At 65.1% G+C, this 19,760-nt stretch carries 21 protein-coding genes; 14 read left to right on the top strand and 7 right to left on the bottom strand.

Annotation, left to right across the window (positions count from 1 at the left end; translation table 11 throughout):
- Positions 1-112: 112 nt before the first annotated feature.
- Genes LB566_RS01565 through LB566_RS01555 form a run of 3 tightly spaced genes read left to right on the top strand, consistent with a single transcriptional unit; the run spans position 113 to position 3,740 of the window.
- Positions 113-1,495, top strand: a complete 1,383-nt coding sequence (locus LB566_RS01565; protein ID WP_224622674.1) for a M16 family metallopeptidase — start codon at positions 113-115, stop codon at positions 1,493-1,495.
- 2 nt (positions 1,496-1,497) lie between these two features.
- Positions 1,498-2,874: a M16 family metallopeptidase gene (locus LB566_RS01560; RefSeq protein WP_224622672.1), complete on the top strand. Its 1,377-nt coding sequence runs from the start codon at positions 1,498-1,500 to the stop codon at positions 2,872-2,874.
- On the top strand, positions 2,871-3,740 hold the full coding sequence (locus LB566_RS01555; protein ID WP_224622670.1) for a patatin-like phospholipase family protein: 870 nt from the start codon (positions 2,871-2,873) through the stop codon (positions 3,738-3,740). Before LB566_RS01560 ends, LB566_RS01555 begins: the two co-directional genes overlap by 4 nt.
- 97 nt (positions 3,741-3,837) lie before the next feature.
- On the opposite strand, the gene LB566_RS01550 is transcribed toward LB566_RS01555, so the two are convergent.
- Both LB566_RS01550 and efp read right to left on the bottom strand, forming a co-directional pair.
- Positions 3,838-4,380: a dihydrofolate reductase family protein gene (locus LB566_RS01550; RefSeq protein ID WP_224622668.1), complete on the bottom strand. Its 543-nt coding sequence runs from the start codon at positions 4,378-4,380 to the stop codon at positions 3,838-3,840.
- 184 nt (positions 4,381-4,564) lie between these two features.
- Positions 4,565-5,134, bottom strand: a complete 570-nt coding sequence (gene efp, locus LB566_RS01545) for an elongation factor P (RefSeq protein WP_140494213.1) — start codon at positions 5,132-5,134, stop codon at positions 4,565-4,567.
- A 123-nt stretch (positions 5,135-5,257) separates the two neighbouring features.
- On the opposite strand from efp, the gene epmA reads away from it, so the two are divergent.
- The gene (epmA, locus tag LB566_RS01540; RefSeq protein ID WP_224622666.1) at positions 5,258-6,304 is read left to right on the top strand and encodes an EF-P lysine aminoacylase EpmA; all 1,047 of its coding nucleotides are present in this window, start codon (positions 5,258-5,260) and stop codon (positions 6,302-6,304) included.
- Positions 6,305-6,330: 26 nt separating this feature from the next.
- On the opposite strand, the gene LB566_RS01535 is transcribed toward epmA, so the two are convergent.
- Positions 6,331-6,747: a VOC family protein gene (locus LB566_RS01535; protein WP_140549176.1), complete on the bottom strand. Its 417-nt coding sequence runs from the start codon at positions 6,745-6,747 to the stop codon at positions 6,331-6,333.
- Positions 6,748-6,904: 157 nt separating this feature from the next.
- Between LB566_RS01535 and LB566_RS01530 the strand changes: the two genes are divergently transcribed.
- The 6 genes from LB566_RS01530 to lpxK all read left to right on the top strand — a co-directional run bounded on the left by LB566_RS01530 (position 6,905) and on the right by lpxK (position 12,497).
- A complete protein-coding gene (locus tag LB566_RS01530; RefSeq protein ID WP_224622664.1) occupies positions 6,905-8,248 on the top strand; it encodes a TldD/PmbA family protein in 1,344 nt (447 codons plus the stop codon).
- Entirely contained in the window at positions 8,235-9,038 is an 804-nt protein-coding gene (locus LB566_RS01525) for a 3'(2'),5'-bisphosphate nucleotidase CysQ (protein WP_224622663.1), read from the top strand. Before LB566_RS01530 ends, LB566_RS01525 begins: the two co-directional genes overlap by 14 nt.
- 76 nt (positions 9,039-9,114) lie before the next feature.
- Positions 9,115-9,360: a DUF4170 domain-containing protein gene (locus tag LB566_RS01520; protein ID WP_140549173.1), complete on the top strand. Its 246-nt coding sequence runs from the start codon at positions 9,115-9,117 to the stop codon at positions 9,358-9,360.
- 5 nt (positions 9,361-9,365) lie between these two features.
- Positions 9,366-10,157, top strand: coding sequence for a lysophospholipid acyltransferase family protein (locus LB566_RS01515; RefSeq protein ID WP_140549172.1), 792 nt, complete (start codon positions 9,366-9,368; stop codon positions 10,155-10,157).
- Positions 10,154-11,470 carry a lipid IV(A) 3-deoxy-D-manno-octulosonic acid transferase gene (gene waaA, locus LB566_RS01510; protein ID WP_224622662.1) on the top strand — a complete coding sequence of 439 codons (1,317 nt, stop codon included), beginning with the start codon at positions 10,154-10,156 and terminating at the stop codon, positions 11,468-11,470. Before LB566_RS01515 ends, waaA begins: the two co-directional genes overlap by 4 nt.
- Before the next feature lies 1 nt (position 11,471).
- Complete coding sequence (gene lpxK / locus LB566_RS01505; protein ID WP_224622661.1) at positions 11,472-12,497, top strand: tetraacyldisaccharide 4'-kinase; 1,026 nt, start codon at positions 11,472-11,474, stop codon at positions 12,495-12,497.
- On the opposite strand, the gene LB566_RS01500 is transcribed toward lpxK, so the two are convergent.
- Complete coding sequence (locus LB566_RS01500; RefSeq protein ID WP_140494196.1) at positions 12,494-12,727, bottom strand: DUF2093 domain-containing protein; 234 nt, start codon at positions 12,725-12,727, stop codon at positions 12,494-12,496. The two genes, lpxK and LB566_RS01500, sit on opposite strands and share 4 nt — an antisense overlap.
- A 172-nt stretch (positions 12,728-12,899) precedes the next feature.
- Between LB566_RS01500 and LB566_RS01495 the strand changes: the two genes are divergently transcribed.
- Positions 12,900-13,442: a hypothetical protein gene (locus tag LB566_RS01495; protein ID WP_224622660.1), complete on the top strand. Its 543-nt coding sequence runs from the start codon at positions 12,900-12,902 to the stop codon at positions 13,440-13,442.
- Between the two features lie 3 nt (positions 13,443-13,445).
- Here LB566_RS01495 and LB566_RS01490 read toward each other — a convergent pair whose 3' ends face one another.
- Positions 13,446-14,372 carry a LysR substrate-binding domain-containing protein gene (locus LB566_RS01490; protein ID WP_224622659.1) on the bottom strand — a complete coding sequence of 309 codons (927 nt, stop codon included), beginning with the start codon at positions 14,370-14,372 and terminating at the stop codon, positions 13,446-13,448.
- Between the two features lie 93 nt (positions 14,373-14,465).
- Here LB566_RS01490 and LB566_RS01485 point away from each other — a divergent pair, with 93 nt between their 5' ends.
- From LB566_RS01485 to LB566_RS01475, 3 genes are all read left to right on the top strand, one after another.
- Complete coding sequence (locus tag LB566_RS01485) at positions 14,466-15,359, top strand: DMT family transporter (RefSeq protein ID WP_140549167.1); 894 nt, start codon at positions 14,466-14,468, stop codon at positions 15,357-15,359.
- 163 nt (positions 15,360-15,522) lie between these two features.
- A complete protein-coding gene (locus LB566_RS01480; protein WP_224622658.1) occupies positions 15,523-16,398 on the top strand; it encodes an alpha/beta fold hydrolase in 876 nt (291 codons plus the stop codon).
- A gap of 63 nt (positions 16,399-16,461) precedes the next feature.
- Entirely contained in the window at positions 16,462-16,788 is a 327-nt protein-coding gene (locus LB566_RS01475; protein ID WP_140549165.1) for an antibiotic biosynthesis monooxygenase family protein, read from the top strand.
- A gap of 21 nt (positions 16,789-16,809) precedes the next feature.
- Here the strand turns inward: LB566_RS01475 and mutL are convergent, their stop codons facing one another.
- On the bottom strand, positions 16,810-18,699 hold the full coding sequence (gene mutL / locus LB566_RS01470; RefSeq protein WP_224622657.1) for a DNA mismatch repair endonuclease MutL: 1,890 nt from the start codon (positions 18,697-18,699) through the stop codon (positions 16,810-16,812).
- Between the two features lie 67 nt (positions 18,700-18,766).
- Positions 18,767-19,669, bottom strand: a complete 903-nt coding sequence (locus LB566_RS01465; RefSeq protein WP_140549163.1) for a LysR substrate-binding domain-containing protein — start codon at positions 19,667-19,669, stop codon at positions 18,767-18,769.
- Positions 19,670-19,760: the final 91 nt, after the last annotated feature.

Here is a 19,760-nt window from a genome sequence, read left to right as displayed (position 1 = left end):
AATGCGCCCCCTTCTTCCCAGGGAGCAGGTTGTGCCATGCCAATGATCAACAATTCACTTTCCCAACATCGGCTCGCCGCCTATCGTCCGTCATGAGAAACCGGAGCCATTGATGACATTTCAGGCTGAACGGCTGCGCAAGACCCTCTTGGCGACATCGCTGGCTTTCGTCATTGCCGGGCCGGCCCCGGCGGCCTTCGCCGCCGACAAACGGCCGGCCGAATTCAAGGTGACGGATTTCCTGCTCGACAACGGCATGGAAGTGGTCGTCATTCCCGACCATCGCTCGCCGATCGTCACCCATATGGTGTGGTATAAGGTGGGCAGCGCCGACGAACCGCCAGGCAAATCCGGCATCGCCCATTTCTTCGAGCATCTGATGTTCAAGGCGACTGCCAATCACGCCGCCGGCGAGTTCGACCGCGCCGTCTCCGACATAGGCGGCTCCAACAACGCCTTCACCTCCTACGACTACACCGCCTTCTACGAGACGGTGGCGCCCTCGGCGCTCGAGCTGATGATGAGCTTCGAGGCCGACCGCATGCGCAACCTCATCCTCACCGACGATGTCATCAAGACCGAGCGCGACGTCATCCTGGAGGAGCGCCGCTCGCGCATCGACAACAGTCCCGAGGCCGTGCTCGACGAGGAACTCGACGCCACGCTGTGGCAGAACCAGCCCTACCGAATTCCGGTCATTGGCTGGATGCAGGAGATGGAGCAGTTGAACCGCACCGACGCCATCGCCTTCTACAACAAATACTACCAGCCCAACAACGCGGTGCTGATCGTGGCCGGTGACGTCAAGCCCGACACGGTCAAGGCACTGGCCGAGAAAACCTACGGCAAGATCGCGCGCGGGCCCGACCTGCCGCCGCGCGTGCGCCCGGTCGAACCGGAGCAGAACACCCGGCGCACGGTGACGCTGTCCGACGCCCGCGTCAGCGTGCCGAATTTCTCCACCCAATGGGTGGTGCCGTCCTACCACACGGCCAAGCCCGGCGAAGCCGAGGCGCTCGACCTGCTGGCGGAGATACTGGGCGGCGGCAACCGCAGCCGGCTCTACCAGGCACTGGTGGTCAGGCAAGGCATCGCTTCCAACGCCGGCGCCTATTTCCAGGGCACCATGCTGGACGACACCAACTTCACCGTCTATGGCACGCCGCGCGGCGACGCCAGGCTCGTCGATGTCGAGGCGGCCGTCGACGCGGAGGTCGCGCGCATCGCCAGGGATGGCGTCACCGTCAAGGAGTTGGACAAGGCCAAGGACCGCTATGTCCGCTCGATGGTTTTCGCCCGCGACAAGCAGGATTCGATGGCCAATATCTATGGCGCCGAGCTCGCCACCGGCGGCAATGTGCAGGACATAGAGCAATGGCCGGAGCGCATCCGCAAGATCACCGCGGGCGAGATCAAGGCCGTCGCCGCGCGCTATCTGGTGCTGGCCCACGCGACCACCGGTTATCTCTTGCCGCAGCAACAGGCGGGGAATTGACGATGAATAGCGAGCACCACGGCTTTCTCCCTTCTCCCGCAAGGGGAGAAGGGAAGGCACGCGCTGCGCTTGTCACTTTGCTCCTCACCATCTTCTTCCTTGTCCTGCCGGCGCTTGCCGCCCGCGCCATGGACATCCAGCAGGTCACCTCGCCCAAAGGGGTTACCGCCTGGCTGGTCGAGGACTATTCGGTGCCGATGGTGGCCGTCCGTTTTGTCTTTGGCGGCGGCTCGACGCAGGATCCGCCGGGCAAGGAGGGGCTGGCCAATCTGATGACCGGTCTGTTCGACGAAGGCGCAGGCCCTCTGGACAGCGACGCTTTCCAGGTGAAGCTCGACGACGCCGGCGCCGAGATGAGCTTCGAGGAGACCCGCGACGGCATCTACGGTTCCATGCGCATGTTGGCCGAGCAGCGAGACGAGGCGTTCGACCTGCTGCGGCTGGCGGTCAACGAGCCGCGTTTCGACCAGGCGCCGATCGATCGCATCGGCGCCCAGATCCTGTCCGGCATCATCGCCGGAGAGAACGACCCCGACACGATCGCGCAGGACAGATGGGCGCGCGCGCTCTATGGCGATCACCCGTATTCGCGCTCCGACCAGGGCACCAGGCAGAGCATCGCCGCCATCACGCGGGACGATTTGAAGGCGCTGCACAAGGCGGTCTTCGCGCGGAGCGGGCTGCATGTCGCTGTGGTCGGTGCCATCGACCCGGAAACGCTGAAGAAGAAACTGGACATGGTGTTCGGCGACCTGCCGCGGAACCAGGCGCTCGCGCCGGTCCCCGACGTCGAGCCGCATCTGGCGCGGCATGTCGAGGTCGGCTACGACCTGCCGCAGACCTCGCTGCAGCTTGCCTGGCCCGGCGTGAGGCGCAAGGCGGCCGATTTCTTCCCCGCGGTTCTGATGAACGAGATCCTCGGCGGCGGCACTTTCACCTCGCGCCTGTTCCAGGAGGTGCGCGAGAAGCGCGGGCTGGCCTACAGCGTCAACTCCTCGCTGATCAACCAGGACCATGCCGACGCGCTGATCGTCACCACCGGCACGCGCTCGGACCGCGCCGCCGAAACCCTCGGCATCGTGCGCGACGTGGTCAGGCGGCTTGCCGAGGACGGCCCTACCGAGGCGGAACTGGCGGCGACCAAAAAATACCTAATCGGCGCCTACGCCATCAGCAACCTGGACTCCTCCAGCGCGATCGCCGCGACCCTGGTCGAGCTGCAGGTCGACGACCTCGGCATCGATTACATTCAGCGCCGCACCGGCCTCATCAACGCGGTGACGCTCGACCAGGTCAAGGCCGCGGCGAAGAAGCTTTTGTCGGCCGAGCCGACCATCATGATCGTCGGACCGCCCTTGGCCGGAGCCAATAAGGGATGAGCCTGACCTTCGGCATCGCCTTTGGCGGCGGCGGCGCGCGCGGTCTGGCGCATATCCATGTCATCGAGGCGCTGGACGAACTGGGCATCAGGCCGGTCGCGATCGCCGGCTCGTCGATCGGCGCCATCGTGGGCGCCTGCATGGCCTCCGGCATGACCGGCAAGGACATCCATGACTATGCCCGCTCGATCCTCGGCCGCCGCGCCGAGGTGGCGAGCCGCATGTGGCGGGCGCGGCCCGGCACGATCGCCGAGGCCATGCAGGCCGGCATCCGCGTCAGCCAGTTCAATGTCGAACGCATCCTCAAGGCCTTCCTGCCCGGCGCCATCCCCGAAACCTTCGCCGAGCTGAAAATTCCGCTGAAGGTGACGGCGACGGACTATTTCGGCCACAAGCTGGCCGTACTCGCCGATGGCGACCTGCATTCCGCGCTCGCGGCTTCAGCGGCCATTCCCGCCGTGTTCCGCCCGGTGATGCGCGACGGCCGGTTGCTGATCGACGGCGGCATCTACAACCCCGTGCCCTTCGACCTGATCGAGGAGGATGCCGACATCATCATCGGCGTCGATGTGGTCGGCGCGCCGGAAGAGGCCGACCGCAGGCGGCCGACCTCCGTCGACCTGATGTTCGGCGCCACCCAACTGATGATGCAGTCGATCATCGCCAACAAGCTGAAGCAGTGCCAGCCCGATATCCTGATCCGCCCGGCGGTATCGAAATACCGCGTGCTCGACTTCCTCAAGATCGAGGTCCTGATGACCGAGACGGCGGATATCAAGGACCAGCTCAAGCGCGAGGTGGAGCGCGTTGTGGAGGCTAGGGAAAGTGCTGCCGTCGAGCAAAGACGGGGAAAGCAGACCGGGTGACGCGAGGTCCATAGGTTGCCTCACGTCACAGCTATAGCTTTGATCCCGAAAGCCAGGCGCCCCCCAGTCCTCTCTGGAAGAAGGGCACTCTGACCGATTACGATTTCGCCAGCACCGGCGCATACTCCAGCGCCACCACGCCGTTGCTGAATGGCTTGGCGTAAATCAACTCGAGCGACACCGGATCGCCGGCCGGAAACAGTTTTTTGCCTTGGCCGACGGTGCCGGGATAGCTCAGCAGCCTGACGCGGTCGACCAGACCATGGCGCAACAGTTCCTGCGCGACGCTGAGGCTGCCATGCACATAGATGTTGCCGCCGCTACCTTGCTTCAGTGTCCTGACCGCCTCCGGCAGCGGCCCCCTGAGCAGCTCGGCCGGTTTCCAGTCGAGCACCTTCAAACTGCTGGACGCGACATATTTCGGCAGCGCGTTGAACCGGTCGGCGAAGTCTCCGGTTTCGCTCGGCCACGAGCCGGCGAAGATCTCGTAGGTCGTGCGCCCCAAAAGCATGGCACCGCTGTCGGCGAGCTCTTCTTCCTTGAACCTGTTCATCTCGTCGTTCCAGGTCACACCGGGAAGTTTCTCGACCTCGGCGATGCCATCGACGCTGATGAATTCGGTGACGATAAGCTTTCTCATTGGCGTTCTCCTTTCCACAAGGACGAACGATGATGGCTTTGTGCGACACGCTTCTGGAAATAACGCTGCGCTTGTTGTTTGGCCGGGCAGCGTCGGCCTCGGCCGGCGCCAATTGGCGATGCCGCCGCTCATCGTCAGCGGCTAAAAAATAGGGTCCGGCTGAAAAGCTCGCGACGCTAGCCCCTCAGTCCTTCGCCCGCTCCACATAGGATCCATCGGCCGTCATCACCACCACGCGGGTGCCTGGAGCGATGTGCGGCGGCACGGCGGTGCGCACGCCGTTGGAGAGCAGGGCGGGCTTGTAGGAAGAGGACGCCGTCTGGCCCTTGGTCGTCGGCTCGGTCTCGACCACTTCGAAGGTAGCGCGCTGCGGCAGCACCAGGGAGATGGCGATGCCGTTGAACTGCGAGACCTGAACCGGCATGCCTTCCTGCAAATAGGGGGCGGCATCGCCGACAACGGCTTCCGACACCGCCACCTGGTCGTAGGTCTCGGGGTTCATGAAGTGATAGCCTTCGCCGTCGGCGTAGAGGAAGGTGTGCTCGCGCTCCTCGACATAGGCGCGCTCCACCTGTTCGGTGGTGCGGTAGCGCTCCGAAACCTTCACCCCGTCGCCAATGCGGCGCATGTCGAGCTGCGTCACGGGCGTGCCCTTGCCTGGGTGGATGTTTTCGGCAAAGAGGATCACATAAAGCTTGCCGTCCTTGTCGACGACATTGCCTTTGCGGAGCGAACTGGCGATGACTTTCACCACGGTTTTTCATCCTGCGAGAGTTGACGGGCGTTTGCCGGCTTGCGCGGCGCTGGATGGGGGCCTAGCGCATCTCGGCGCGAACCGCCAGCCCCCAACGCGAACCAGAGCGCCTTCAAACCGCCCATGACCGCCGCTTCGCCCTGGTGGACGCCGCATGTCCATGCCGATCGCCGCCCGCGCCTGATGCTGCGCAACAGCCTTGCCGCCGCCTTGCGTGACTGGTTCGCCCGCCGCGATTTCATCGAGGTGCAGGCATCGGCCCTGCAGATATCGCCCGGCAATGAGGCGCATCTGGCGGCCTTCGCCACCGAGGCGGTCGCGCCGGACGGGCAGCGCAAGCCGCTCTATCTGCACACGTCGCCGGAATTCGCCTGCAAGAAGCTGCTCGCCGCCGGCGAGACCAGGATCTTCAGCTTCGGCCCGGTCTATCGCAACCGCGAGCGTGGCCCTTTGCACCATCCCGAATTCACCATGCTCGAATGGTACAGGGTGGGCGAGACCTATGAGAGCCTGATGCGGGATTGCGCGGATCTGCTGGCGCTGGCCGCGACAAGGGCAGGGGCCACGCGTTTCAGCTTTCGCGGTCGCGACTGCGATCCTTTCGCCGAGCCGGACCGGCTGACGGTGGCGGACGCCTTCGCCCGCCATGCCGGCATCGATCTGCTCGCGACGGTCAGCGCCGATGGCCTCACCGACCGCGATTCGCTCCATCAGGCCCTGACCGGTGCCGGCCTGCGTACCGCGCCCGACGACGGCTGGGCCGACCTGTTCAGCCGGGTGATGGTGGAGAAGATCGAGCCCAACCTCGGTATCGGCCGCGCGACCATCCTGTGCGAGTATCCGGTCGCCGAGGCGGCTCTGGCGCGACCGAGCCCACGCGACCCCCGCGTTGCCGAGCGCTTCGAGCTCTATTGCTGCGGCGTCGAACTCGCCAACGGCTTTGGCGAGTTGACGGACGCCGAAGAGCAGCGCCGGCGCTTCATCATGGAAATGGACGAGAAAGAGCGCATCTATGGCGAGCGCTATCCGCTGGACGAGGATTTTCTCGCGGCACTTGCGGTCATGCCACAGGCCAGCGGCATCGCGCTCGGCTTCGACCGGCTGGCGATGCTGGCCACGGGCGCGCAAAGAATCGAGGATGTGATCTGGACGCCTGTTGCCGAGTCCTGAGTCCGCGCGCCACGGCTTGCGCCATCTCAATGCGCGAAAATCTGCTCCAGCGAACGAAAACCCTTGAATTCCAATGCATTGCCCGAGGGATCGCGGATGAACAGCGTCGCCTGTTCGCCGGGCTCTCCCTTGAAGCGGATCATCGGCCGCTCCAGCCAGTCTATGTCGGCGCGTGCTTCCAGCCGCGCGGCAAGCCGCTGCCAGTCGTCCATCAAAAGCACGGCGCCGAAATGCGGGATCGGTACCGCCATGCCGTCGACCTTCCCGTCACTGGCGGCCGGCGCGGCCCGTGGCCGCAGATGCGCCGACATCTGGTGGCCGAACAGATCGAAATCGACCCAGGTCTCCGATGAGCGGCCGATGGCGCAACCCAGCACCTCGCCATAGAAAGCGCGTGTTTCATCGAGATCACGGACCGGGAAGGCAAGATGGAAAGGCGTCATTGGAAATGCTCCGTACTGGCGATGCGGTGCCGCGCTTCGCGATGGGCGGCTGAACCGATGCATTTTGATTGAAGCTTGTGCCATTGCACAAGCCGGACCGGAACAATAGATGGGGGACGGCGGCTTCCGGGCCAGCCGCAACAGCAGGATCACGCGCATGAGCGATATATCGGACGCATCAAGATTGACCGACCGCGTCGCGGCCTTGGTCGAGGCTGCCAAAAAAGCCGGCGCCGATGCCGCCGATGCCGTCGCGGTGCGTGGCCGCTCGACCGGCGTGTCGGTGCGGCTGGGCAAGGTCGAAAACACCGAGGCGTCGGAAGGCGACGACGTTTCACTGCGCGTCTTTGTCGGCCAGCGGGTGGCAAGTGTTTCCGCGACTGCCGCGTCCGACCCGAAGGCGCTTGCCGAACGTGCCGTCGCCATGGCCAGGGTCTCTCCCGAAGATCCCAACCAGGGCCTCGCGGATCCGGCGCTGCTGGCCAGGCAGACGCGCGATCTCGACCTGTTCGATACAACAGAAGTATCGGCCGACCAGTTGAAGGAAGCGGCACTGGCCGCGGAAGCGGCGGCTCTGGCCGTCAAAGGCGTGACCAATTCGGCGGGCAGCAATGCCAGCGCCGGGCTCGGAGGGCTGGTATTGGCCACCTCGCACGGCTTCCTCGGCCATTATGTCGCCTCGCGCTTCTCGCGCTCCACAAGCGTCATCGCCGGCGAGGGTACCGGGATGGAACGCGATTATGAATTCTCCTCGCGCCAGCATTTTGCCGACCTGGACGCGCCGGAAGACATAGGCCGCAAGGCCGGGGAACGCGCCGTGCGCCGCCTCGGCGCGCGCAAGGCCGCGACCGGACCGGTCGACGTGGTGTTCGATCCGCGCGTGGCGCGCGGCATTGCCGGCCATCTCGCGGGCGCCATCAACGGCGCTGCCGTCGCACGCAAGACGTCGTTCCTGCGCGACATGATGGGCAAAAAGGTGGCTGCATCGGCCATTACCGTCACCGACGAGCCGCTGAGGCGGCGCGGCCAGGCCTCGCGTCCGTTCGACGGCGAAGGCGTCGAAGGCGACAAGCTTTTGATGGTCGAGAACGGCGTGCTCAACCACTGGTTCCTGTCGACCTCCGCGGCGCGGGAACTGGGTCTCGTCACCAATGGACGCGGTTCGCGCAGCGGCTCCTCCGTCTCGCCGTCTTCGACCAATCTTGCCATCGAGCCGGGTGAGCGCTCGCCGGAAGAACTGATTGCGTCGCTCAAGACCGGCTTCTACGTCACAGAGGTGTTCGGGCAGGGTGTCGACATGGTGACCGGCGAATACAGCCGCGGCGCTTCCGGGTTCTGGATCGACAACGGCCAGCTTGCCTATCCCGTCGCCGAAGTCACCATCGCCTCCAATCTGAAGACCATGTTCCTCAACATGGTGCCGGCAAGCGACCTCGATCGCAATTTCGGCACCGCCGCTCCCACGCTCCTGATCGAAGGCATGACCCTTGCCGGAGCATGATCTGACCACGACCGGCGCCACGGAGGATCTGCCGCTGCTGCGCGATGCTGCCCGCGAGGCGGGCGCCATCGCGATGCGCTACTTCGGCAACAGTCCGCAAGTCTGGATGAAGGGCGGCACCTCACCGGTCAGCGAGGCCGATCATGCCGCCGATGCGTATCTTCGCCAGACCCTGCTTGCGGCGCGGCCGGATTATGGCTGGCTGTCCGAGGAGACGGTCGACGATCCAGTGCGGCTTTCGGCGCGCCGAACCTTTGTCGTCGATCCGATCGACGGAACGCGCGGCTTCCTGGAAGGCCAGCGCACCTGGTGCGTCAGTGTTGCGGTTGTCGAGCATGGCCGCTCGCTTGCCGGCGTACTCGAATGTCCGGCGCTCAACGAGACTTACTGGGCGCTGCCTGGCCAGGGTGCCTTCCGCAACGGCAGGCGCATCACGGTGCGCCAGCCCGGCGACAAGGCCGAAATTTCCGGGTTGAAGCAGTTGCTCGACAGGATACCGACCGGCTGGCAGGAACGGCTGAAGCGGGCGCCCTACAGCCCTTCGCTTGCCTACCGCCTGGCAATGATCGCCAACGGCACGCTCGACGCCACTTTCGTCAAGCCGAACGCGCACGACTGGGATATCGCCGCCGCCGACCTTATCCTGCGCGAGGCGGGCGGCCAGTTGCTCGACCCGCATGGCCGCGCGCCGCTCTATGCCGGCGAGGTGACCCGCCACGGCGCGCTCGCCGCCGGCAGCGGTGAGTTGCTGGCGGTGCTGGTGGGTGTCATTGCCGGACTAGGTGATTGAAGGCGCTATCGAAGGTTCCAAAGTCGGCGGCTTTGGTCTAGACCTGTCACAAACTCACAATATGTGAAGGACCGAAATGGCCGCGGAAGACGGAAAGAAACAGCTTTTGCACCTGGTGTTCGGTGGCGAACTGAAGAAGCTTGGCGGCACCGAATTCCGCGATCTCGACGCGCTCGACATCGTCGGCATCTATCCCGACTATCAATCCGCCCATACGGTATGGAAAGCCAAGGCGCAGGCCAGCGTGGACAATGCCCATATGCGTTATTTCGTCGTGCACCTGCATCGGCTCCTGGACCCCGACCACAAGGCTGTCGGTTGACTTCGATGGACAATGACCTGGCGAAAGCGCCGCCCGGCCAGGCTACGCCGACGGGCAGGGGCCGCAGCCGCGCCACCAAGGCCTTCTGGCGCAGGATCCGCAAGCCGCTGGCGCAGTCGCGATTCGTCAAGAACATCATTGTCGGCCTGCTGGCGCAGTTCGTTCGGCTGGTGCGCCTGACCAACCGCGTCGTCGACGGCTCGGCGAAATTGACCGGCGGTGCCTATGCCCAGTTCGAGCCCGGCATCATTGCGCTGTGGCACGGCCAGCATCTGTTGACGCCGGCCTACTACCCCAAGGGCAGGCCGTTGGTCGCCATGGTGTCGCGCAGCGCCGATGCCGAGCTCAACGCCCTGATGATCGAGAGATTCGGCATCGAGGCCGTGCGCGGGTCTGGCGGGCGCGATAATGCCAAACATCTCGACAAGGGCGGCGCCAAGGCGCTGATCGCCCTGAAAAAGTCGCTCGTCGCCGGCAAGAACGTCGCCATGATCGCTGACATCCCTCATGGCACGCCGCGCGATGCGGGGCTTGGCATCGTGCTCCTGGCGCGGCTCTCCGGCCGGCCGATCCTGCCGGCGGCCATTGCCACCAGCCGCCGCAAGGTGCTGGAGAAGAGCTGGGACAAGACGACCATCAACCTGCCGTTCGGCCGCTCCTCCATCATCATCGGTACACCGGTTTTCGTGCCGGCCAATGCCGATGACGCCGAAATGGAGCGCAAGCGCCTGGAAGTGACGGCCGCGCTCAATGCCGCGACCGCCGAGGCGTACCGTCTCGTGGATGCCCCCCGATGAGCGGTCGCTGGGCGCGCACCATGCTGTCGGCATATCGTTTGGCGGGCGCTGTCGCCTATCCGCTGGTCGGACCCTATGTTGCCTGGCGCACCTCGCGCGGTAAGGAAGACCGCAACCGCCGCCGCGAACGCTACGGCGTCGCCGGCCGGCCTCGCCCCGATGGGCCTGTTATCTGGATCCATGCCGCGAGCGTCGGCGAAACCATAGCTGTCGTTCCCCTGGTCGAGAGCATACTCGACTACGGCGTCAATATCGTGCTGACGACCGGCACCGTAACGTCGGCCAAGGTCGCCGATGAGAGATTGGGCGACCGCATCATCCACCAATATGTGCCACTCGACCTCAAGCCGGCGGTCAGCCGTTTCCTCGACCATTGGAAGCCGGATCTGGCGATCATCGCCGAATCCGAGATCTGGCCGATGACGATTCTCGAGCTTGGCGCCCGCCACGTGCCGCAGGTTCTGGTCAATGGCAGGCTGTCCGACCGCTCCTTCACGTCCTGGAAGAAGCGCCCCAACATCGCCGAGGCGCTGTTCGAGAACCTTGCCCATGTCGTTGCCCAGTCCGATGTCGACGGCGAGCGTTTCCGCGCGCTCGGCGCCCGGCCGGTAACCGTCTCCGGCAATCTCAAGGTCGACACCAATCCGCCGCCGGTCGACGAACGGGCGCTGGCCATCTTGCAGCGGCAGATTGGCGGCCGTCCGACCTGGGCGGCGATCTCGACCCATGACGGCGAGGAAGTCGTCGCCGCCGAGGTTCATGCGATGCTGCACAAGCGTCACCATGGCCTGCTGACGATCGTCGTCCCGCGCCATCCCGCCCGTGCGGAGGCCTTGGCCGAGCAGATTTCCAGCATGGGCCTCAAGGTCGCGCGGCGCAGCAAGGCCGACAGGATCGGGGCCGATGTCGACATCCTGCTCGGAGATACGATCGGCGAGATGGGGCTCTACCTCAGGCTGACCGAGATTGCCTTTGTCGGCCGTTCGCTCACCTCCGAAGGCGGCCAGAACCCGCTCGAACCGGCCATGCTCGAGACGGCGGTCCTTGCCGGACGCAACGTGCAGAATTTCCGCGAGGCCTACCAGCGCCTGCTCGACAGCGGCGGCGCCAAGCTGGTGCGCGACCGCGACATGCTGGCCGGTGCCGTCAACTTCCTGCTCACCAACGAAGTGGCGCGCCGTGAGATGATGGCTGCCGGCGCCGCGACCGTCGATGAGATGCGCGGCGCGCTGGCGTGCACGCTGAAATCGCTTGAGCCCTATATCCAGCCACTGGTCGTCAAGGCGCGCCTGAAGGGCGCGAACGGGCGCTAAGATGGCCTCCGAAGCACCGCCATTCTGGTGGGAGGAGCCGGACTGGCGCGTTTTCGCGCTGTCGCCGCTGTCGGCCGCCTATGCATTTGTCGCCGGCCGTGGCATGCGGCGGGCGAGGCGCGAGAAGATCGAAGCGCCGGTTCTGTGCATCGGCAATTTCACCGTCGGCGGGACGGGCAAGACGCCGGTGGCGATCGCCATGGCCGAACACGCCAGGCGCATGCGGCTCAAACCCGGTTTTCTGTCGCGCGGCCATGGCGGCTCCTTCGCCGAGCCGCATATCGTCGACATCAAACACGACAGCGCCAGGCATGTCGGTGACGAGCCGCTGCTGCTGGCCGAACACGCGCCCGTGGCAGTGACGCCGCACCGCGCCGCCGGCGCCCGACTGCTCATGGAAAACCATGGCTGCGATTTCCTGATCATGGATGATGGCTTCCAGAGCGCTCGCATCCATATCGACTATGCGCTGGTCGTCGTCGATGCGCGCTACGGCATCGGCAACGGCCGTGTCATCCCGGGCGGACCGCTCAGGGCCAGGGTCGTCGATCAACTGGTCTTCACCAGCGGGTTGTTGAAGATGGGTCACGGCACCGCCGCCGACGCGGTGGTGCGCCAGGCGGCGCGCGCCGGGCGGCCGATCTTCGAAGCTCACACCGAGCCGAGCGGCAAGGAGCGCCTCGCCGGCAAACGCTATCTTGCCTTCGCCGGCATCGGCCATCCCGAAAAATTCTTCGACACGGTAGAGGAGGCCGGTGGCGAGGTGGCTTTGAAGCGGCCGTTTCCGGATCATCATTTCTACGCCGAGGATGAGCTTGCCGAACTGGCGTCCACCGCGCGCGCCGAAGGGCTCGGCCTGATCACCACCGCCAAGGACGCAGCCCGGCTGCGCCATGGCGCCTCGCAGGACTTTCTCGATCGCCTCGACGTGCTGGAAATCGACGCGGTCTTCGAGCTCGACCACGTTCCAGAACGTATCATCGAGGAGACGCTCGATGCCTGGCGCCAGCGTAAGCTTAAGCGTTAGCTTCGCTTGCGCAATTCCGGGTGCGCCTCGATCTCGCGGCGCAACGAGGCCGCGGCGTTGATGTAGGGCTCCTGCCTCTCGACGCTCCAGTATTTCAGCTCGTCGAGCGGAATGCTTTCGCCGGTCACGGCGCAGCGCACGAACGCGCCGGGACTCGTCACCTGGAAGTCGCCGTCGAGATAGCGGATACGGGCTTCCTTGCCGCCGGGGCCTTCGAAACGGTTCATCATGGTTTAGTGCCGAGCTTCATGCCGAGTTCATCGCCACAAATTGCCGGCAAGGTCAAGCATGGGACAAGCTCGAGGCAATGCTGATATCCTATTTGATGAGCCGAAGAGTACCATTGGTGGGAACATGATGGACGTTTCTTCCGCTCGGCTGGCTTCTTTGCTCAAGGAGGCGATGACGCCGCAGGCGGTGCCGTTGGCGAAACCCGATGCGGTCAGCGCGGCGCTGGTCAAGGTGGCGTTGCGACCGCCGCTGCCGGCCTTGCGCGCGCAACCGGCCGTGGAAACGCTGGCGGCCTTGCCGCCCGCGCCGGCCGCGACGTCGCAGCAATTGGCCGCACAGCAGATCGTAAGGGCCTACCAGGCCGTGATGGAGCCGGACATGGACACCGCCGGAAAGACCGTTCCCGAGATTGCGGCGCGCAAGCAGGCGTCGCCAGGTGACGAGGCTCAGCGCGTCGTGCCGGTGGCCGTGACAAAATCCGAAGACGCCGGCGCTGCCCGGCCCGCACTGCTCTCATGGCTGGCGTTCGTCTCGCCGCAGATTTCTGTGGTGCAAAAGGCGCCGGCCGACAATGTGGTGCCCGGGCGCATGACCGGCCAACCAAAGGACGCCGCACCAGGGAATCGCGAACAAGGCGCGGTCGGCATCGGCCCCATCGCAACGGGCCTGCTGGTTGCCGCGCTCATCGCATTTGCCTGGCTGGCCATTCGCTGAAACCTACGTGTCGGCTTCGATGAAGTGTTCGATCCTTTCCGCCGATACGCCGGCATGCGCCGCGATGCGGCGCGACAGGTCGGCGGCAGCGGCGCGGGGCCTCCCGGCGGGACGATCGAGCCAGTAGGAAACGGGATTGAGAACAACGCGGTCGTCGACGGCCACGACGCGCCCCGACCGTATCTGGTGTTCGGTGAGCGGCGGGCGTGCCAGCGCGATGCCCAGGCCGTGTGCGGCGGCGTCGAGCACCAGATTGTAGTCTTCGAAGCGGCGATCCTGCGGGCGCGGCCGGTAATCCATGTCCTGCGCGGCGAACCAGGCGCGCCAGCCGGATGCGTCGGAATCGTTGATCAGCGGGAATTTGAGCAGCCGAGCCGGATCGCCGCCGCCGATCTCCTGCGCGAGGCTCGGCGAGGCGATGGGAAACAGATACTCCTCGAACAACTGCATCGAAACGCGGCCCGGGATGCGGCCGCGTCCGCAGCGAACCGACAGATCGATGCCCTCGTCGGCGAGGTCGGCCTGGCGGTTGTCGACGTCCAGCACGATGCGCAGGCGGGTGGGATCGTTCTCAAGCGCCGCCATGCGTGGCATCAGCCAAAGGCCGCTCACCGAGGGGATCGAGGCCAGCCGCACCACTGCGGTGCCGCGTGGTTCAACCCAGCGATCCGAATTGACCGAGATCAACGCAAAGGCTTCGGTGGTCCTGAGATGCAGGCGATTGCCTTCGTTCGTCAGCGTCACGCCGCGCGCCCCGCGTTCGAAAACTTTCAGGCCAAGCCAGTCCTCCAGCTTGGCAATCTGCCGGCTGACAGCGCCATGGGTGAGGTTTAGCCTCTGCGCGGCTGCCGAAAAACTCCCCGTGCGTGCCGCAGCATCGAAGGCGCGCAGTGTCTCGAGCGGCAAGATGCCGTCTAAGCTGTGATCCATAGTCACAGCTGACCCTCGATTTGGTCGTTTGTCAATTGGTCCGAAAAGGCGTTTTCTCCGCGTCGAGAGGCGAAAAAATGGGAGACCGGTGAGATGAGGGCGATGACGAGCACGTTGAATCCAGCACAGCGGATGGACACCACAGCCGCCATAGCGGTGGCGCTGACGGTGGTTGGCTGGGCTTCGGCCTTTCCGGCGATCCGGGCTGGTCTCGCCGCTTTCGGGCCGCTCGAACTCGGCGCCCTGCGCTTTGCCATCGCCGCGGTACCTGCGGCGATCTTCCTTGCCGTCAGGCGGCCAACGCTGCCGCGCATAGGCGAGTTGTGGCGCCTGGCCTTTGGCGGCGCCGTTTTCGTCGCGCTCTACACCGCCATGCTCAATTTCGGCGAGCTGACGGTTTCGGCCGGCGCTGCCGGCTTCATCATCAATGTCAGCCCGATCTTCACCGCCATCATGGCGATGGCGCTGCTCGGCGAACGATTCTCGGCCATGGCCTGGGTCGGCACCGCCATTTCCTTCAGCGGCATCGGCATTATCGCGATGGCCGACGGACAGGGCCTGCATTTCGACACGGGTGCGCTTCTGGTTCTGGGATCGGCGCTCTGTTCGGCCGTCAACACCATTGTCCAGAAGCCGCTGTTTGCCCGCCACCATCCACTGACCATCGCGGCCTCGAACATGGTGCTCGGCGCGCTCTGCCTGGCGCCCTTCCTGCCGGCAGCTTTTTCGCAGGCGGCGGTCGCCGATACGGCGGGGCTGGGCGCGGTCGTCTATCTCGGCGTCGTGCCGAGCCTGATCGCCTACGCCGCCTGGGCGACGGCGCTTTCGCGCCTGCCTGCGGCGCGTGCCTCGAACTTCCTTTATCTGGTCTCTCCGATGTCCGCCCTGATCGGCTTCTTCTGGCTGGGCGAAGTCCCGACGCTGCTCGGCCTGCTTGGCGGCGCGCTGGCACTGGGAGGCGTCATCGTGGTGAATTTGAAGAGATGAATCACTGCTCCCTTGCTCTCTGTCCGACCGGCTGAGACGCGGCGTGATCATCCCGAACGCCGCTTTGTCCGAAGTCCGGTCCATACCGGCCGCCCGCACCACTGATGCCGGAACGTTTCCCAGTTGACGGCGTTTAGCCGGTGTTTATTCGACGGAGGCCCGAATGGTGGGTGCAACGACGCACCGACGCATGCAACTGTGTGATATATCCATTTTTTACCGCGAGGCAGGGCCACCCGAAGCACCTGTCTTGCTCTTGCCGCACGGCTATCCCTGCTCCTCATTCCAGTTCCGCCGACTGATGCCCGCGCTCGCGGACCGCTGGCGGACGATTGCGTTCGACTGGCCCGGCTTCGGATACAGCGGCACGCCCGACCCTGCCGCCTTCGGCTATGATTTCGACGCCTATGCCGACCTGCTTGCCAAACTTGCCGACGCCTTCGGTCTCGAGCGCTACGCCTTATGGCTGCATGACTATGGCTCCCAGATAGGACTCCGGCACGCGATCTCGCATTCGGAGCGGATCAGCGCGCTCGTTATCCAGAACGGCGACATCTACGAGGATGTGCTCGGCCCCAAATACGCGGCAATCAAGGCCTGGTGGGCCGACAAGACGCCCGACAAGCACCGTCCGCTCGAGGCGGCGGTGAGCGAGGATGGGTTCCGAGCCGAGTTCATCGGTGAAGTTGCGGACGACGTCGCCACGCGCGTACCTCCCGATCTGTGGAGCCTTCACTGGCCATTGATGAACACACCGATTCGTCGGCGGATCGCCGTCGGTCTGATGGAGAAGCTGGAGGCCAATCTCGGCTGGTTTTCGCGCTATCAGGCCTATTTGCGCGCTCACCATCCGCCCACGCTGATCGTCTGGGGGCCAGAGGACGGCTATATGCCCGCAGCGTCAGCGCTTGCCTATTATCGCGATCTGCCCGATGCGGACCTGCATCTGATCGATGGCGCCGGTCACTGGCTGCTCGAGACGCATTTTGACCACGCGCTGCCACTGGTTCGCGATTTCCTGGCGCGTGTCCACGGCTGACTGCCAGCCTAGGCTCGGGCCTGCTGTGCTCATTTTCTGTCAGCCTGTCTGAAGGAGACTATCATGCCGACCAATCCGACCATCGCGCGCATCTGGCGCGGTCGCACCCGCCGCGATGTCGCCGACGCCTATGAGCCGTATCTGCGCGCCGAGGGTATTCCGCCGCTCGAGAAGACGGCGCTCGGCGTCCAATTGCTGCGCGAAGATCGTGGTGACGAGACGTGGTTCACAACCATCTCGTATTGGGCGGACATGCAGGCGATGACCGCCTTTACCAAAGGCGAACCGACCAAAGTCCACCATCTTGACCGCGATTCCGAGTTCCTGATCGAACTGCCGGAGCGGATCGAAATTCACCGGATACTTGTCGATCGTCAGGGACTGCGCTGAGGCGATGCTCTCCGCAGTCAGCTATCGCCGCCCGAACAGCCGCTCGATATCCGCCAGCTTGAGTTCGATATAGGTCGGGCGGCCGTGGTTGCAGGTGCCGGAGCCGGGCGTCGCCTCCATCTGGCGCAGCAGCGCGTTCATCTCCTCGGCCTTGAGCAGCCGGCCCGAACGCACCGAGCCATGACAGGCCATGGTGGCGGCGATCTTGTCCAGCCGTTCCTTCAGCGTGTCGACCGTGTCGTTGTCGGCGATCTCGTCGGCAAGGTCGCGCACCAGTTGCTGGACGTTTGTTTCGCCCAACATCGAGGGCGTCTCGCGCACGGCGACCGCACCCGGGCCGAAACGCTCGATGCCGAGTCCGAAGCGGGCGAGCGTGTCCGAATGCAGCGCGAGCCGCTCGGCATCCTCTTCCGGCAGGTCGACGATCTCCGGTAGCAGCAGCATCTGCGAGGGTATCGCGCGGGAATGCAACGCATTCTTCAACGCCTCATAGACCAGCCGTTCATGCGCCGCGTGCTGGTCGACGATCACGAGTGAGTCCCTGGTCTGGGCGACGATGTAGTTCTCATGCACCTGCGCCCGTGCCGCACCGAGCACCGTGCCAAGCAGCGTCTCCGCCGCTTCGCCCTGTCCTGCCCGGGCGTCGGCGCTGGCGATCGGGCCGGCATCGAACGCCGCCTGCTCGTTTTCGCCGAACCCGCCGTTTCCTGTACGCGCGCGTTCGAATCCTGAACCCTGGAACTCCATGTCGAGTGGCCGTTGCGGCGAGCGTGCGGGGTCGAAACGGGCAGAGCCCGAGGCGTGGTAGGCCGCTTCGTAGCTGCGGTGACCATTGGCCGGGCCGCCATGGGCGTATGACGCCGCTCCCGGCCGGAACGCCGCCATCATGCCGGAGGCACCGGAAGTGGCAGCGCGGATGCCGGCTTCGGCAAGCGCCTGGCGGATGGCGCCGACGATCAGTCCGCGCACCAGGCCGGGGTCGCGGAAGCGGACGTCGGCCTTGGCCGGGTGGACATTGACGTCGACGATCGCCGGATCGAGCGTCAGGAACAGCACCGTAACCGCATGCCGGTCGCGCGGCAGGACGTCGGCGAAGGCGCCTCTGATAGCGCCGGCGATGAGCTTGTCGCGCACCGGCCGGCCATTGACATAGGCATATTGCTGCAACGCGTTGGCTCGGGTGAAGGACGGGATCGACACATGACCGGTCAGGCGCACGCCTTCGCGTATCGCATCGATGGCAATGGAATTGTCGGGAAACTCGGCCCCCATCACCTGGGCGATGCGGCGCAGGCTGCCTTCCGCGCTGTCCTCGGTCGCCGGCAATTCCAGCGTCGAGCGGTCGGAACCGGTGAGCGTGAAGCGAACGGTGGGAAAGGCGATCGCGATGCGCTTGACCACGTCGCTGGTCGCCGAGCTTTCGGCGCGCTCGCCTTTCATGAATTTCAGCCTCGCCGGGGTGGCGAAGAAAAGGTCGCGCACCTCCACCGTGGTGCCGCGATTGGCCGCTGCCGGCCTGACGGGCGAGATCCTGCCGCCCTCGATGCCGATCTCGGCGGCGCTGTCGCTTGCCGCCGTGCGCGAGCGGATCGACAGCCGCGATACCGAGCCGATCGACGGCAGCGCCTCGCCGCGAAAGCCGAGCGAGCGGATGTCGTGGATGTCTTCGGCAAGCTTGGAGGTGCAATGGCGTGCGATTGCCAGCGAAAGCTCCTGTTCGGGGATGCCGAAGCCGTCATCGGTGACACGGATCAGGTTCAACCCGCCGCCCGACGTGACGACCTCGACCTTTCCCGCACCGGCATCAAGCGCGTTCTCGACCAGTTCCTTCACCACGCTTGCCGGACGCTCGATGACTTCGCCGGCGGCGATCTGGTTGATCATCGTTTCGGAAAGCTGGCGTATGGGCATGGTGACAGTATAGGCGGATTCGTGCCGAGCGGGCGAGGGTGAAGTACGGCGAAAACAGTGAACGGCCTCACGCTTGCGCTGCCAGCCAATCCCGTACCTTGCGGGCGTTCTCGCTAAGCTCCCGGTTCTTCGGCCAGATGACATAGAACGCCTTGCCGGTCTTGAGCACATGGTCCGTCACCGGCACCAACAGTCCCGTCGCCAGCATCCGCTCGGCAAGGTGGCGCCAGCCGAGCGCGATGCCTTGCCCTTCCATGACGCCCTGGATTACCAGCCCGTAGTCGTTGATGCGCAGGCCGCGCGCGGTATCGCCGAGACGGGCGCCGGCCGATTCGAACCACTCATTCCAGCTCGCCGCCTCGCGATAGGGCTCCTCGAGATGGATGAGACGGTGCGTGGCCAGTTCCGCGACCGATTTGGGCAGGCCGAACTTCGCCGCGTAGCTGGTGCCGGCGACGGGAAATATCTCCTCGTCGGCAAGCGGCAGCGAATGATAGTCCTGCCAGTCCCTCGGTTCGCCGCCGCGCACGGCAAGCGGGATGCCCTCTGCGATGATGTCAAGATCGCGGTCGGCGGTCTGGATGCGCAGATCAATGCCCGGCAGTTCGTCGCGGAACTGCTGCAGCCGCGGCATCATCCAGAAGGAACCGAAGGCGGTTGAGGCGGCAAGCGTCACGTGGCCTCCGGTCGCCTGCAGGCGCAGATCCTCCGCCGACTTGCGGATGTGGGACAGGCCCAGCGAAACGTCGGCGTGGAAACGCTCGCCGGCCTCCGTCAGGCTGACCTGCCGGTGACGGCGCTGGAACAGCTTGGCGCCGAGCTGTTCCTCCAGCCCGCGCACCGCGTAGGAGACGGCGGCCTGGGTCATGCCGAGCTCTCGCCCGGCGGCGGTGAAGCTCGACAGGCGGCCCGCCGCCTCGAAGACGATCAGGCTGCCCGCCGAGGGAAGGAGGTGGCGCAGGTTTCGCATAAGCAGAGCTTATACAAGAGATCAGGATTTTCCAGCGTCACATTCCTGTTTTGTGCGTCTAGGCTGCGAGGTATAAGAGGAATGGAGTTGC

Source organism: Mesorhizobium sp. CA13, from assembly GCF_020165235.1.
In the GTDB taxonomy this organism is placed as follows: domain Bacteria; phylum Pseudomonadota; class Alphaproteobacteria; order Rhizobiales; family Rhizobiaceae; genus Mesorhizobium.
This window is presented reverse-complemented; position numbering and strand designations above follow the sequence as displayed.